Source organism: Massilia scottii, from assembly GCF_030846495.1.
GTDB classification, from domain to species: Bacteria; Pseudomonadota; Gammaproteobacteria; order Burkholderiales; family Burkholderiaceae_D; genus Telluria_A; species Telluria_A violaceinigra.
Genome location: NZ_JAVCWM010000006.1, coordinates 153,932 through 167,206, shown reverse-complemented (window position 1 = coordinate 167,206; position 13,275 = coordinate 153,932). Strand labels below are relative to the sequence as shown.

At 63.2% G+C, this 13,275-nt stretch carries 17 protein-coding genes; 13 read left to right on the top strand and 4 right to left on the bottom strand.

Translation table 11 applies throughout. The features are described from left to right. Position 1: 1 nt before the first annotated feature. The 3 genes from RBA41_RS10245 to RBA41_RS10235 all read right to left on the bottom strand — a co-directional run bounded on the left by RBA41_RS10245 (position 2) and on the right by RBA41_RS10235 (position 1,614). A complete protein-coding gene (locus tag RBA41_RS10245; RefSeq protein WP_306623530.1) occupies positions 2–301 on the bottom strand; it encodes a hypothetical protein in 300 nt (99 codons plus the stop codon). A gap of 87 nt (positions 302–388) precedes the next feature. Beyond that, positions 389–859 (bottom strand): tRNA (uridine(34)/cytosine(34)/5-carboxymethylaminomethyluridine(34)-2'-O)-methyltransferase TrmL, encoded by a 471-nt coding sequence (trmL, locus tag RBA41_RS10240; protein WP_099874399.1) that lies wholly within the window; start codon positions 857–859, stop codon positions 389–391. Positions 860–879: 20 nt separating this feature from the next. Beyond that, entirely contained in the window at positions 880–1,614 is a 735-nt protein-coding gene (locus RBA41_RS10235; RefSeq protein WP_306623528.1) for a ComF family protein, read from the bottom strand. Positions 1,615–1,723: 109 nt separating this feature from the next. Between RBA41_RS10235 and RBA41_RS10230 the strand changes: the two genes are divergently transcribed. The 7 genes from RBA41_RS10230 (at position 1,724) to RBA41_RS10200 (ending at position 7,757) form a co-directional block, all read left to right on the top strand. Then, positions 1,724–2,647 carry a methyltransferase domain-containing protein gene (locus RBA41_RS10230; protein ID WP_306623526.1) on the top strand — a complete coding sequence of 308 codons (924 nt, stop codon included), beginning with the start codon at positions 1,724–1,726 and terminating at the stop codon, positions 2,645–2,647. A 414-nt stretch (positions 2,648–3,061) separates the two neighbouring features. Further along, complete coding sequence (gene coxB / locus RBA41_RS10225; RefSeq protein WP_445352070.1) at positions 3,062–4,246, top strand: cytochrome c oxidase subunit II; 1,185 nt, start codon at positions 3,062–3,064, stop codon at positions 4,244–4,246. A gap of 13 nt (positions 4,247–4,259) precedes the next feature. Next, a complete protein-coding gene (ctaD, locus tag RBA41_RS10220; protein WP_099874403.1) occupies positions 4,260–5,855 on the top strand; it encodes a cytochrome c oxidase subunit I in 1,596 nt (531 codons plus the stop codon). 69 nt (positions 5,856–5,924) lie between these two features. Beyond that, positions 5,925–6,029: a cytochrome oxidase small assembly protein gene (locus RBA41_RS10215; RefSeq protein WP_229413311.1), complete on the top strand. Its 105-nt coding sequence runs from the start codon at positions 5,925–5,927 to the stop codon at positions 6,027–6,029. Positions 6,030–6,035: 6 nt separating this feature from the next. Beyond that, positions 6,036–6,590, top strand: coding sequence for a cytochrome c oxidase assembly protein (locus RBA41_RS10210; RefSeq protein ID WP_306623523.1), 555 nt, complete (start codon positions 6,036–6,038; stop codon positions 6,588–6,590). A gap of 8 nt (positions 6,591–6,598) precedes the next feature. Further along, positions 6,599–6,823, top strand: a complete 225-nt coding sequence (locus RBA41_RS10205) for a DUF2970 domain-containing protein (RefSeq protein ID WP_306623521.1) — start codon at positions 6,599–6,601, stop codon at positions 6,821–6,823. A 73-nt stretch (positions 6,824–6,896) separates the two neighbouring features. Then, a complete protein-coding gene (locus RBA41_RS10200; protein WP_306623519.1) occupies positions 6,897–7,757 on the top strand; it encodes a cytochrome c oxidase subunit 3 in 861 nt (286 codons plus the stop codon). Positions 7,758–7,893: 136 nt separating this feature from the next. On the opposite strand, the gene RBA41_RS10195 is transcribed toward RBA41_RS10200, so the two are convergent. Next, complete coding sequence (locus tag RBA41_RS10195) at positions 7,894–8,094, bottom strand: twin transmembrane helix small protein (RefSeq protein WP_306623517.1); 201 nt, start codon at positions 8,092–8,094, stop codon at positions 7,894–7,896. Between the two features lie 36 nt (positions 8,095–8,130). On the opposite strand from RBA41_RS10195, the gene RBA41_RS10190 reads away from it, so the two are divergent. From RBA41_RS10190 to RBA41_RS10165, 6 genes are read left to right on the top strand one after another with little or no spacing between them, the layout of a single operon-like run. Beyond that, positions 8,131–8,859: an SURF1 family protein gene (locus RBA41_RS10190; protein ID WP_306623516.1), complete on the top strand. Its 729-nt coding sequence runs from the start codon at positions 8,131–8,133 to the stop codon at positions 8,857–8,859. Then, complete coding sequence (locus tag RBA41_RS10185) at positions 8,837–9,442, top strand: SCO family protein (RefSeq protein WP_374709523.1); 606 nt, start codon at positions 8,837–8,839, stop codon at positions 9,440–9,442. The genes RBA41_RS10190 and RBA41_RS10185 overlap by 23 nt, the downstream gene beginning before the upstream one ends. 3 nt (positions 9,443–9,445) lie before the next feature. Further along, positions 9,446–10,591: a COX15/CtaA family protein gene (locus RBA41_RS10180; protein WP_306623515.1), complete on the top strand. Its 1,146-nt coding sequence runs from the start codon at positions 9,446–9,448 to the stop codon at positions 10,589–10,591. Beyond that, positions 10,588–11,481 (top strand): heme o synthase, encoded by an 894-nt coding sequence (gene cyoE, locus RBA41_RS10175; protein WP_306623514.1) that lies wholly within the window; start codon positions 10,588–10,590, stop codon positions 11,479–11,481. The genes RBA41_RS10180 and cyoE overlap by 4 nt, the downstream gene beginning before the upstream one ends. Beyond that, on the top strand, positions 11,478–12,065 hold the full coding sequence (locus RBA41_RS10170; protein ID WP_306623513.1) for an SCO family protein: 588 nt from the start codon (positions 11,478–11,480) through the stop codon (positions 12,063–12,065). Before cyoE ends, RBA41_RS10170 begins: the two co-directional genes overlap by 4 nt. A gap of 27 nt (positions 12,066–12,092) precedes the next feature. Continuing rightward, positions 12,093–13,154, top strand: a complete 1,062-nt coding sequence (locus tag RBA41_RS10165; RefSeq protein WP_306623512.1) for an AI-2E family transporter — start codon at positions 12,093–12,095, stop codon at positions 13,152–13,154. Positions 13,155–13,275 lie beyond the last annotated feature (121 nt).

Sequence of the window (13,275 nt, the reverse complement as noted above, 5' to 3'; positions counted from 1 at the left end):
CCTAGGTAGGTTGGCTCGTCGCCGTGTGGCGTGGAGCGATGGTAATCAGGCTGACGGCGTGTTCCAGATCCGCCGGAATCGCGAGTGCCGGTGTGGATGTTACATCGGATGCGAACCCAGCCCTTACATTTGGAATTGGTCCGAATAATTTTTCTGCGTCGGCCAGCGAGGTTTCAGCCGAGATGGTGGCCATGCCGCAGGCGGTCACGTGCATGCCGTGCGCCTCGAGCAAGGCGCACAGGGCGGGGTCATCGCTGCGATCGCGGGCGGGATCGCGCAGCAGGAGCTGGAGCTTGATCATGACGGAGCGGACAGGGGAACGCTGATGTCATGATAGTAAGGCTTCGCGGAAATTTTTGCCGGACTGATGCAATCGTGCGGCAGCTTCTCACGCGCCGCCGGCGTAGCCGTTCTGGCGCCATGCCTCGAACACCACCACGGCCACCGTGTTCGATAGATTCAGGCTGCGGTTGTCCGGGCGCATCGGCAGGCGGATGCGTTGTGCTGGAGCGAAAGATTCACGCAGTGCGGGCGCCAGGCCGCGCGTTTCGGCGCCGAACACGAAGACGTCGCCCGGCAGAAACTTTGCTTCGGCGAACGGCGACGAGCCGTGGGTGGTCAGCGCGAACATGCGCGCCGGGTCGGGCTGGCAATCGCTCAGGTACGCTTCCCAGTTCTTGTGGACCTTCATGGTGGCGTAATCGTGGTAGTCGAGCCCGGCGCGCTTCATCTTGGCGTCGTCCAGCGGGAAACCCAGCGGTTCGATCAGGTGCAGCTGCGCCCCCGTGTTGGCGCACAGGCGGATGATGTTGCCGGTATTCGGCGGGATTTCGGGTTCTACCAGTACGACGTGGAACAAGTCATTCTCCTTTTGTAAAGTCAGTGCGGCGGCGTGCGCGCAAACACCAGATTGCTCACGCGCGCGGCGCCGAAGCGCTTGAGCGTGGCCGCCAGCGCATTCAGTGTGTGTCCGCTGGTCATGACGTCGTCGACCACGCCGATGTGGCGCCCGCGCACGTGCGCCAGCATGTCCGGCGCCACCAGAAATGCATGGCGCATATTGTTCTTGCGCTCCTGCGCCGTCGCGCCCGATTGCGCCGGCGTGTCGAGCCGGCGCAGCGTCAGCCGCGGCTGCAGGGGGATGCCCAGCAGCGCCGATAGCGGCCGGGCAATTTCGAGCGCCTGGTTGTAGCCGCGCTCGCTCAGCCGCGCCGGGCCCAGCGGCACCGCACACAGAAGCTCGGGCAGCGCGAAGCCGGGTGCGGCCAGCACCGCCCTGTGCAGCGTGCCCGCGCACCAGGGCGCCAGCGCGAGGGCGCCGCCGAACTTGAGCCGCAGTACCAGCTGGTCGAGCGGACTGGCGTAGTCGCTGGCGGCCACGGTGGCGTCGTAGGCCGGCGCATCGGCCAGGCAGGCGCCGCAGGCCAGACCGGCGTCGGCGGCGCCGAGCGGATTGGCGCAGCAGCGGCAGCGCGCCGCGCCGGCGGCCACGAACTGGCGCGCGCAGGGCGCACACACAGGGGCGTCGGCGCCGCCCCCGCACAGGGCGCAGGAGGAGGGCAGCAGCGTGCGCAGCATGCCTGCCATGGTGTCGCGCTGCGGCCACGCGCTCATCGGACTGCCCTTTCAAAATGGGAATGCGGCAAACGGGAATACGGCAAACGGGAATACGGCAAACGGGTACACTGCCGGCATTATCTCATCTCAGCTCATTTCACCCTCCATGGCTACCCCCGATACCCTGAGCGCGCCGATCGACCTGGCGCGCGTGCGTACCCTGTTCTCGCGTCCGCAGCGCGTGGAACGCTCCGATTTCCTGCGGCGCGAGATCGCCGCCCGCATGCATGAGCGCCTGATGCTGGTCAAGGTGGCGCCCAAGCGCGTGCTCGACGCCGGCTGCGGCAGCGGCGCCGACCTGGCGTTGTTGCAAAAAGATTATCCCGCCGCCCACATCGTCGGCCTCGACGCGGCCGCCGCCATGATCGAGGCGGCCAAAACGCCGGCCTCGGCCCTCAAATCGCTCAACCAGATGCTCAGCCGGCTGTTGCCGGGCAAGGCCGGGGTCGATTTGCTGTGCGGCGATTTCGGCAGTTTGCCGTTCGGACCGAATTCGGTCGACCTGGTGTGGTCCAACCTGGCCTTGCACTGGCATCCCCAGCCCGACCGCGTGTTCGCGGAATGGCGCCGGGTGCTGCGCCAGGATGGCTTGCTGATGTTTTCCAATTTTGGCCCGGATACCCTGTGCGAGCTGCGCACGGCCTTTGCCGAGGCCGATGCCGGGACCGGCCCCACCCCGCACGTGCTGCCTTTCGTCGACATGCACGACTTCGGCGACCAGCTGGTGGAGGCCGGGTTTTCCACCCCGGTCATGGACATGGAAGTCATCACGGTCACCTACGACACGGCCGCCGCCCTCTTGGCCGACGCCCGCGCGCTGGGCGGCAATCCGCTCGCCACGCGCCGGCGCGGCCTGTTCGGACGCGCGGCCTGGCAGCGCATGCTGGCGGCGCTGGAGCGGCAGCGCCGCGCCGACGGCAAACTGGGCTTGACATTCGAGGTGATCTACGGCCACGCCTTCCGTCCGGCGCCGCGCGTGACGGCCGCCGGCGAGGCGATCATCCGGTTCGAGCCGCGCAAGGGGCGCTGATGGTTCGTCAAGCGTTTTAGGTGCGGGCCTGCCACTTGTACCAGACATGGTACAAAAGGGCCGTCAAAGCGGGGCAAACAGGCGACGGCTGACCCGTTTCGGCAGGATTTTCCCTTGATGAGGGTGGGTATCCTTGAGTATAATCAACGACTAATTTTGTCGACTGTGTTGTTCAAGGCCGTAAATCGCGGTGCTGGTTCAGCGGTGCAGCAGTCGAAAGCGATAGCAAGTCAGCGTTCATCAGTGTGCTTTGTTCACCTATGGCCGATGTCAGGGTTCCAGTCGGGTCCGCCGTGCCGTGAGCGCGCCGGGACGATATGGGCCCTTTTTGTGCGATGGTTTCGGAGCGCCGTCATCCGCTCAGGATGCTCGGCGTAGAAAAAATATTTTTATTTTTGGGTGGTTGGGGAAAACATGACATATGCAAAGCGACTTCAGGCCTTGATGTTCGGTCTGGCAATTTCGGCCAGCATCCCAGCGCTGGCCGCACCGGTGGAGGGACGTCCGGTGGATTACCAGCTGAACCTGCAAATGCCAGTGACGAAGATTGCGTCGGAAATCAACGACCTGCACACCTGGATGATGATCGTCTGTATGGTGATCTTCGTCGCGGTGTTCGGCGTGATGTTCTATTCGGTCTTCAAGCACCGCCGTTCGCTGGGCCACAAGCCGGCCACCTTCCACGAATCGACCGCTGTCGAGATCGCCTGGACCGTCGTCCCTTTCCTGATCGTGATCGTGATGGCGCTGCCGGCGACCAAGACCGTGGTGGCGATGAAAGATACCTCCAACGCCGACATCACCATCAAGGCCACCGGCATGCAGTGGAAATGGGGCTACGACTACCTGAAGGGCGAGGGCGAAGGCATTTCCTTCCTGTCGAGCCTGTCGACCCCGCGTTCGCAAGTCGGTTCGCCCGGCGTGGAGCCGACCGAAGCGCGCGGCGTCAACTACCTGATGGAAGTCGACAATGAAATCTACGTGCCGGTCAACAAGAAGATCCGCATCGTCCTGACCGCCAACGACGTCATCCACGCCTGGATGATCCCGGCCTTCGGCGTCAAGCAGGATGCGATTCCCGGTTTCGTGCGCGATACCTGGTTCAAGGCCGAGCAGATCGGTGTCTACCGCGGCCAGTGCGCCGAGCTGTGCGGTAAAGAACACGCCTTCATGCCGATCGTGGTCAATGTCGTCTCCGACGCCGACTACACCAAGTGGGTCGAAGGCGAGAAGAAGAAAATGGCTGCCCTGGCCGACGATCCATCGAAAGTGTGGACCATCGACGAACTGAAGGTCAAAGGCGAAAAAGTCTACACCACCAATTGCGTGGTCTGCCACCAGGCCAACGGCAAGGGTGTGCCGAACGCGTTCGCCGCGCTCGACGCTTCGCCGATCGTGCTGGGCGCGAAAGCGGAACAGATCAATGTGCTGCTGCACGGCCAGAAGTCGGGCAAGTACCCGACCGAAATGCCAGGCTGGAAACAATTGTCGGATTCTGATATTGCTGCGGTGATTACCTACACCCGCAACAACTGGTCGAACAAGGCAACGGAAAATATCGTTCAACCAGCCGAAGTCCTGGCTGCACGTAACAAGTAATCGGGAGTAACTCATGAGCACAAGCACACTAGATCACGCACACGGCCATGACCACGATCATAGCCACGATCATCCGACGGGCATGACCCGCTGGCTGTTCGCCACCAATCACAAGGATATCGGTACCCTGTACCTGTGGTTCTCGCTCATCATGTTGCTGTCCGGCGGCGTGCTGGCGCTGATGATCCGTACCGAACTGTTCAAACCGGGCCTGCAATTCTTCCAGCCCGAGTTCTTCAACCAGCTGACCACGATGCACGGCCTGGTGATGGTGTTCGGCGCGATCATGCCGGCCTTCGTCGGTTTCGCCAACTGGATGATCCCGCTGCAAGTGGGCGCTTCCGACATGGCGTTCGCACGGATGAACAACTTCTCGTTCTGGCTGCTGCCGCCCGCGGCCATCCTGCTGGCGACCTCGTTCCTGGTGCCTGGCGGCGCAACCGCTGCCGGCTGGACCCTGTACGCGCCGCTGTCGACCCAGATGGGACCCGGCATGGACATGGCGATTTTCGCGATGCACCTGATGGGCGCGTCGTCGATCATGGGTTCGATCAACATCATCGTCACCATCCTGAACATGCGCGCTCCCGGCATGACCCTGATGAAAATGCCGATGTTCTGCTGGACCTGGCTGATCACCGCCTACCTGCTGATCGCCGTGATGCCGGTTCTGGCTGGCGCGATCACCATGACCCTGACCGACCGTCACTTCGGCACCTCGTTCTTTAACGCCGCCGGCGGCGGCGACCCGGTCATGTACCAGCACATCTTCTGGTTCTTCGGTCACCCCGAGGTGTACATCATGATTCTGCCTGCGTTCGGTATCGTCTCGCAGATCCTGCCGGCGTTTGCCCGCAAGCCACTGTTCGGCTATGCCTCGATGGTCTACGCGACCGCCTCGATCGCGATTCTGTCGTTCATCGTCTGGGCTCACCACATGTTCACCACCGGCATGCCAGTGACCAGCCAGCTGTTCTTCATGTATGCAACCATGCTGATCGCGGTGCCGACCGGCGTTAAGGTATTCAACTGGATCGCCACGATGTGGAAGGGTTCGATGACCTTCGAGACCCCGATGCTGTTCTCGGTCGGCTTCATCTTCGTGTTCACCATGGGTGGCTTCACCGGCCTGATCCTGGCCGTGACCCCGATCGACATCCAGCTGCAGGATACCTACTACGTCGTGGCGCACTTCCACTACGTGCTGGTCGCCGGTTCCCTGTTCGCCCTGTTCGCCGGTTTCTACTACTGGTCGCCGAAGTGGACTGGCCACATGTACAGCGAATTCCGCGGCAAGATGCACTTCTGGCTGTCGCTGATCACGTTTAACATCACCTTCTTCCCGATGCACTTCCTGGGCCTGGCGGGGATGCCGCGCCGCTATGCGGATTACCCGGCGCAGTTCACCGACTTCAACACGATCGCCACCATCGGCGCGTTCGGTTTCGGCCTGTCGCAGGTGTACTTCCTGTTCTGCGTGATCCTGCCGACCATCCGTGGCGGCGCCAAAGCGGCCGACAAGCCATGGGATGGCGCTGAAGGCCTGGAGTGGACCGTGCCGAGCCCGGCCCCGTTCCACACCTTCGAAACACCGCCGACGGTAAAGTAACGGTAAAGTAATACAGCGGCGCGGGCAGCGAGTTGTTGCCCGCGCCACTGAACTTGTAAGTGATACGCCATGTCCGATCCAAAAAAACCGAACAATGCAAGAACCGGCCTGATTCTGGCCGTGCTGGCGGCGTTTTTCTTTGCCATGGTATTTATCAAACGTATTTGGCTGTGAGCTGACGTGGCAACTGAAGAATCCGGAAAGCTCAAGCTCAATCGCACCATGCTCGGCAAGCTGCTGGTCGTGGCGGTCATCATGTTCGGTTTCGGCTACGCCCTGATTCCCGTGTACAAGCACTTGTGCGAAATGCTGGGAATCAACGTACTGACCCAGTCCGATGGCACGGTAACGTACGACAAGAATACCCAGATCGACACCTCGCGCAAGATCACGATCGAGTTCGATGGCAATTCGCAGGGTCCGTGGCGTTTCCGCCCGACCACGAGCTCGATCGAAGTCCATCCGGGTGAACTGACCACCGTGCTGTACGAGGTGGTCAATACGCAAAACCGGACCGTGCAGGCGCAGGCGATTCCCAGCTTCGCGCCGCAACTGGTGATGCAGCACTTTAAAAAAGTCGAGTGCTTCTGCTTCAAGCAGCAGACCTTGAAGGCGAATGAAGCGAAGCAGATGCCGGTGGTGTTCTACATCGATCCGGCCCTGCCGCGCAACGTGAAGACGATGACCTTGTCGTACACGTTTTTCGAGATTGCCGGTACCCAGGCAGCAAAGTAAGGGCCGCCATGACGGATGTGAAGCAAGGCGAAGAAAGCACGACCGGCGCCAAGGCGTCTTTCGGCGCCACGATGAAAGCGGTGTTCTGGTCTTTCCTGGGCATCCGCAAGCGCAGCGATTACGAAAAAGATTCGGCCAGCCTGAATCCGGTGCATGTGGTAATTGCCGGATTGATTGGGGTGATGTTGTTCATTGGCGTGCTGGTGGCATTGGTGAAATTTGCCGTGTCGTAAAATCAGCCGCCCGATTAAGTTTTTACAAATTAGCAATAAATTCACCGCATACAGTTTGATTTAGGAGATGAAGATGAGTTCACCACACGCCGCCGCACCGTATTATTTTGTGCCGGGCCCGTCCAAATGGCCGATGGCCGCCGGCTTGTCGCTGCTCGTCACGATGATCGGCGCTTCGGCCTGGGTCAATGACGTATCGTGGGGCCCGGTGGTCAATATTGCCGGCATCCTGGCCACCTTGCTGGTCATGTACTTCTGGTTCGGCGACGCCATCGGCGAATCCGAAGCGGGCCAGTACGGCAAGCGCATCGATCTGTCGTTCCGCTGGTCGATGAGCTGGTTCATCTTCTCCGAAATCATGTTCTTCGGCGCCTTCTTCGGCGCCCTGTTCTATGCGCGCACCATCACCACGCCGTGGCTGGGCGACCTCGATCACAAGATCATCTGGCCTGATTTCGCGGCCCAGTGGGGCGGCGCCAGCCCGGCCGGCACCATCGACAGCTTCACGACCATGGGTCCGTTCCCGATCCCGACCATCAATACCGCGCTGCTGCTGCTGTCGGGCGTGACCCTGACCATTTCGCACCACGCCCTGCGCGCCGGCCACCGCGCCAAGACCGCGGTATGGCTCGCCGCTACCATCGTGCTCGGCTTCGTCTTCATGGGCTTCCAGGCCTACGAGTACATGCACGCTTACCAGGACCTGAACCTGAAACTGACCTCGGGCATCTACGGTTCGATCTTTTACCTGCTGACCGGTTTCCACGGTTTCCACGTGACGCTCGGCGCGATCATGCTGTCGGTGATCCTGTACCGCGTCATGAAGGGCCACTTCACCGCCGAGAACCACTTCGGCTTCGAAGGCGCCGCCTGGTACTGGCACTTTGTCGACGTCGTCTGGCTCGGTCTGTACGTCGTCGTCTACTGGCTGTAAATGGCGGCATGCAGCGGAGGGTGCGCCCTCCGGCAGGTTTAGAACAAGAAAAACCGGGGACAGTCCACCAAGCGGTGGCCTGTCCCCGGTTTTTTGCGGTTGGGAATAACCTTGACGGGCTGAGGGTCGCTCAGTATCAGCGAATGCCGGTCGGCGCGATCCAGCCCATCTTGTAGCTGCCCAGCAGCAACAGGAACAGGGTGACCGAGAGGCCGACGCGCATCGCCAGCGCGTGCACCGTGCGGTTGCTCTTGCCCTTGTCGCGCATCAGGAAGAACAGGGCCGAGCCCAGGCTTCCGATGATGAGCATGAAGGCAATAGCGACGAGGATTTTCATAATGAGCTCGAATTTTTTGAGTAAGGCACCATTGTAATGCGTATCCGCTTCCGGTTTCGGGCGATCCCCTTCGTGGCCACGATGCTGCTGGTGGCGCTCGGCATCGCCCTGGGGCGCTGGCAGGATGGGCGCGCCGCCGAGAAAATCGGCCTGCAGCAGACGATCACGGCGCGCGCCGGCGCCGCCCCGCTGGTGCTCGGCGCGGCCGCGCTCACGCCCGCCCAGGTCGAGCTGCGCCCGGTCACCGTCACCGGCACCTTCGTGCGCGACTGGCCGCTGTTCCTGAATAACCGTCCGCAGGAAGGCAAGGCCGGCTTTTACCTGCTGATGCCGCTGCGCATCGAGGGCAGCGATATGCATGTGCTGGTGGCGCGCGGCTGGCTGCCGCGCTACACCGGCCAGTACGACCGCCTGCCGGAGTTCGATACGCCGGCCGGCACGGTGACCGTCACGGGCCTGGCGCGCGCTGGCATGGGCAAGGTGATGCAGCTCGGAACGGCGGCGCCGGTCGCGCCCAAGGCCATCCTGCAAAACCTGACGCCGGCCGAGTTTGCGCAAGCGAGCAAGCTGGCGGTGCAGCCCTTCTTTATCGAGCAAAGCGGCCCGGCCCCGGCCGGCGACAAGCTGGTGCGCAACTGGCCGGCCCCCTCCCTGAACGTGGAAAAACACCAGGGTTATGCATTTCAATGGTATGCGCTGGCAGTCATGGCGCTGCTCTTTTTCGTGATTACAGGATTTCAACGTGGAACAAAACAAAACGACTAAAGCAAGTCAATGGAGCGGCCGCTGGAAACTGCTGGCCGTGGTCTTCGTGTGCGCGGCGCCGATGCTGTTTTCCTACCTGACCTATTACGTGATCAAGCCGACCGGGCGCACCAACTACGGGACCCTGATCGAGCCGCAAAAGTACCCGATCCCGCCGGCGATGGGCATCACCACGCTCGACGGCAAGCCGATCGCGCTCGACGCCTGGAAAGGTAAATGGATCATGCTGCAGGTCGGCCCGGGCGAGTGCCCGCAAGCCTGCCGCGACCAGCTGGTCGCGATGCGCCAGCTGCGCCTGATGCAGGGCAAGGAAATGGAGCGCATCGAGCGCGTCTGGCTGGTGACGGACGCGACCCCGATCGACACCATGCTGATCCGCGTGGTCGACGGCACCCGCATGCTGCGCGTGCCGGCCGCGGCGGTGACGTCCTGGCTGCCGGTCGAGGCGGGCGGCAAGGTGGACGAGCACATGTACCTGATCGACCCGATGGGTCACCTGATGATGCGCTTCCCAAAGCAGCCTGATCCGGCCAAGGTGAAGAAGGACATGTACAAGCTGCTCAAAGCTTCCGCGATCGGTTAAGCGATGCAGCTCTCGTCCATGGTGCAACTGGGGTTGATCGGCCTGCTGGCGGCCTGCCTGCCGCTGGCGATGGTCTGGATGTCGTCCGACCCCAACAAATACCGCAAGCTGGTCTGGGTCACGGTGTTCCTCACGTTCGACCTGATCGTCTTCGGCGCCTTCACGCGCCTGACCGATTCGGGCCTGGGCTGCCCGGACTGGCCGGGCTGCTATGGCGCCGCCAATCCTTTCCTCGCGCATGCCGAGATCGTCGCCGCCGAAACCTTGATGCCGACCGGTCCCGTGACCGTGGTCAAGGCCTGGATCGAAATGATCCACCGCTACCTGGCGATGGGCATTGGCGTGCTGATCGTGGCGCTGATGGGAACCGCCTGGGTTCAGTGGCGCAAGACGCGCCGCACCGAGTTCGCGCCCGGCCTGCCGACCACGCTGTTCGTGTTCGTGCTGATCCAGGGTGCCTTTGGCGCCTGGACCGTGACGCTCAAGCTGCAGCCGGTCATCGTCACCATCCACCTGCTGCTGGGCATGGGATTGCTGTCCATGCTGGTGTGGCTGGGTGCGCGCCAGAACCGTGCCGCCGCGCTGGCGCATGGGCGCTTTACCGCGCCGGCGGCTGCCACACCCTCCGGCGCGCCCACCATGCTGGGCCGCCTGGCGCTGGCCGCCGCCGTGGTGCTGACGATCCAGATCGCCCTGGGCGGCTGGGTCAGCACCAACTACGCGACCCTGGCCTGCCTTGATTTCCCGCTTTGCAACGGCAAAGTGGTGCCCGAGATGGACTTCGAGCACGGCTTTACCCTGTGGCGCGAGCTGGGCAAGACCGCGGCCGGCCACTACCTGCCGTTCTCCGCCCTGACCGCGATCCACTGGGTGCACCGCAACTTCGCCTTCGTCGTGCTGGCCGTGCTGGGCCTGGCGGCGTGGCGCGCGCGCGCCCATCCGGGCGTGGCCAGGCATGCGCGCGGGATCGCCATCGTGCTCGCCGTCCAGGCCGCGACCGGCATCGCCACCGTCTACCTGAACTTCCCGCTGACCATCGCCGTGCTGCATAATGCCGGCGCCGCGCTGCTGGTGCTGATGGTGACCATGTTAAACTACAAGATCAAGTACCCCTCCGGCCCGGTACTGCAAGCAAGCCACCACCAATGACAACCCAGACCGCAACACATAAAACCGCCAACCGCGCCGCCCAGTACTGGGCGCTGACCAAACCGAGAGTCACCCAGCTGGCCGTGTTCTGCGCCGTGATCGGCATGCTGCTGGCCACCGAAGGCATGCCCGACTGGCGCATTCTGGTGCCGGCCACGGTCGGCATCTGGCTGCTGGCCGGCGCCGCGTTCGCCGTCAACTGCCTGGTCGAAGCCGAGATCGATGCGCGCATGGCGCGCACCGCGCGCCGCGCCACCGCCATGGGCGAACTGACCAAGACCCAGACCCTGATCTTTTCGGCCATCATCGGCGGCGCCGGCATGGTCGTGCTGTACACGATGGTCAACCCGCTGACCATGTGGCTCACCTTCGTGACCTTTGTCGGCTACGCCGTCATCTACACCATGATCCTGAAACCGGCCACGCCGCAAAACATCGTCATCGGCGGCCTGTCGGGCGCCATGCCGCCGGCGCTCGGCTGGGCCGCGGTGGCCAACGACGTGCCGATGCAAGCCTGGCTGCTGGTGCTGATCATTTTCCTGTGGACCCCGCCGCACTTCTGGGCGCTGGCCATGTACCGGCGCGACGACTATGCGCGCTCGGGCCTGCCGATGCTGCCGGTCACGCACGGCATGAATTTCACCGGTTTCCACGTCTGGCTGTATTCGATCGCGCTGGCGGCCACCACGGTGCTGCCGTACGCGGTGCGCATGAGCGGACACATCTACCTGGCCGCGGCCGTGGTGCTCAATGCCGTGTTCCTGTGGCATGGCTGGCAGGTGTACCGCCACTATTCCGACCAGGTGGCGCGCAAGGCGTTCACCTGGTCCATCATTTACCTGTCGCTGCTGTTTGCCGCCTTGCTGCTCGACCACTACGTCAAAATATGATCAAAAAATTGCTCGCCCTGTGCGCGCTGGGCCTGCTGCTGGCCGCGTGCGACAAACCGGCCGCCAAGGCGCCCGCTTTCCAGAATACCGACCTGACCGGCCTGCCGTACGCGCGCGAATTCGCGCTGACCGATCACAACGGCAAGCCGCGCACCCTGGCCGACTTCAAGGGCAAGGTGGTGGTGATGTTTTTCGGCTTCACCCAGTGTCCGGACGTGTGCCCGACCACCATGGCCGAAATGGCGGCGGTGATGAAGGAACTCGGCCCCAAGGCCGACCAGGTGCAGGTGCTGTTCGTCACCATCGACCCCGCGCGCGACACCAGGGAGTTGCTGGCCCAGTACGTGCCGGCGTTCGACCCGCGCTTCCTCGGCCTGTATGGCGATGCCGACGCCACGGCCAAGGTGGCCAAGGAATTCAAGGTGTTCTACGCCAGGGTCGACGGCAAGGCCGAGGGCAGCTATTCGATGGACCACACCGCGGCCAGCTATGTGTTCGACCGCAACGGCAAGGTGCGCCTGTTCGTGCGTCATGGCAAGGGCCCGGGCCCGATCGTGCACGACATCAAACAATTGCTCGACTGATCCACCTACTTATCTGACGGGGCGACCATGGACCAAGCACGCGGCAGCAAGAATTACGCCTACATGGGCGCCATCGCGCTGCTCACCATCGGCTGCCTGTACGTGCTGCGGCCGTTCCTGGCGGCGATCCTGTTCGCCGCCGCCATCGTCATCTCTTCCTGGCCGATCTACCTGTACGTGCTGGGGCGCATGCGCGGCCGCCGTACCCTGGCCGCGCTGACCCTGACGTTGACCTTGACCTGCCTGGTGATCCTGCCGATCGCGCTGGTCGCCTACAACCTGGCCGACGATATCGGGCGCTTTTACGAGCAGCTCAAAACCGCCGTTGCCACCGGCCACGTCGAGCCGCCGGCCTGGCTGCGCCAGATTCCGCTGGTCGGCGAAACGCTGTACACCTATGTGGGCAACCTGGTGTCGAGCCGCGAACAGATGATGGAACTGGCCCAGCGCCTGCTGGAGCCGGCGCGCCACTACCTGCTGGGCGGCGGGATCGTGCTCGGCGCCGGCGTGGCGCAGATGAGCCTGGCCGCGTTCGTCAGCTTTTTCCTGTACCGCGACGGCCACACTTTGCTCGTCGCCATCGGCGTGGCCATGGACCGCATCATCGGCGAGCGCGCCCAGAGGATCGCCAGCACCGTCAGCCAGACCGTGCGCGGCGTCATGTACGGTTTGCTGGGAACGGCGCTGGCGCAAGCCCTGGTGGCCGCCATCGGCTTTGTGATTGCCGGGGTGCCGGCGGTGCCGCTGCTGGCCGTGGCCACCTTTGTGATGTCGCTGGTGCCGGTGGGCCCGCCGATCATCTGGGGCGGGGCGGCGATCTGGCTGTTCAACCAGGGCCAGACCGGCTGGGCCATCTTCATGGTGGTGTGGGGCTTGGTGCTCATCAGCGGTGTCGACAACGTGGTCAAGCCAATGCTGATCAGCCGCGGCAGCAGCCTGCCGTTCCTGCTGGTGTTGCTCGGAGTATTGGGCGGGGTGCTGGCCTTCGGTTTCGTCGGCCTGTTCATCGGCCCGACCCTGCTGGCGGTGGGTTACTCGCTGATGCGCGAATGGACCGGCATCGAGCCGGCGGTCGTCAACGCCGTCTAGGCAGAATCCCATTCCATCCGGTGTCAGACCTGACACCGGGCGCGGCCGGCACAATCACAATTGCCGTCATTGATTAGTGAAGCCGGGATCGTATCCGACCCCGGACCTGCCTCCGGGAGTG

Excerpts from the sequence above, each read along its gene's own strand:
- RBA41_RS10245 (WP_306623530.1), bottom strand. The coding sequence starts at position 301 with ATGATCAAGCTCCAGCTCCTGCTGCGCGATCCCGCCCGCGATCGCAGC.
- RBA41_RS10235 (WP_306623528.1), bottom strand. The coding sequence starts at position 1,614 with ATGAGCGCGTGGCCGCAGCGCGACACCATGGCAGGCATGCTGCGCACG.
- RBA41_RS10230 (WP_306623526.1), top strand. The coding sequence starts at position 1,724 with ATGGCTACCCCCGATACCCTGAGCGCGCCGATCGACCTGGCGCGCGTG.
- coxB (WP_445352070.1), top strand. The coding sequence starts at position 3,062 with ATGACATATGCAAAGCGACTTCAGGCCTTGATGTTCGGTCTGGCAATT.
- ctaD (WP_099874403.1), top strand. The coding sequence starts at position 4,260 with ATGAGCACAAGCACACTAGATCACGCACACGGCCATGACCACGATCAT.
- RBA41_RS10215 (WP_229413311.1), top strand. The coding sequence starts at position 5,925 with ATGTCCGATCCAAAAAAACCGAACAATGCAAGAACCGGCCTGATTCTG.
- RBA41_RS10205 (WP_306623521.1), top strand. The coding sequence starts at position 6,599 with ATGACGGATGTGAAGCAAGGCGAAGAAAGCACGACCGGCGCCAAGGCG.
- RBA41_RS10200 (WP_306623519.1), top strand. The coding sequence starts at position 6,897 with ATGAGTTCACCACACGCCGCCGCACCGTATTATTTTGTGCCGGGCCCG.
- RBA41_RS10195 (WP_306623517.1), bottom strand. The coding sequence starts at position 8,094 with ATGAAAATCCTCGTCGCTATTGCCTTCATGCTCATCATCGGAAGCCTG.
- RBA41_RS10190 (WP_306623516.1), top strand. The coding sequence starts at position 8,131 with ATGCGTATCCGCTTCCGGTTTCGGGCGATCCCCTTCGTGGCCACGATG.
- RBA41_RS10180 (WP_306623515.1), top strand. The coding sequence starts at position 9,446 with ATGCAGCTCTCGTCCATGGTGCAACTGGGGTTGATCGGCCTGCTGGCG.
- cyoE (WP_306623514.1), top strand. The coding sequence starts at position 10,588 with ATGACAACCCAGACCGCAACACATAAAACCGCCAACCGCGCCGCCCAG.
- RBA41_RS10170 (WP_306623513.1), top strand. The coding sequence starts at position 11,478 with ATGATCAAAAAATTGCTCGCCCTGTGCGCGCTGGGCCTGCTGCTGGCC.
- RBA41_RS10165 (WP_306623512.1), top strand. The coding sequence starts at position 12,093 with ATGGACCAAGCACGCGGCAGCAAGAATTACGCCTACATGGGCGCCATC.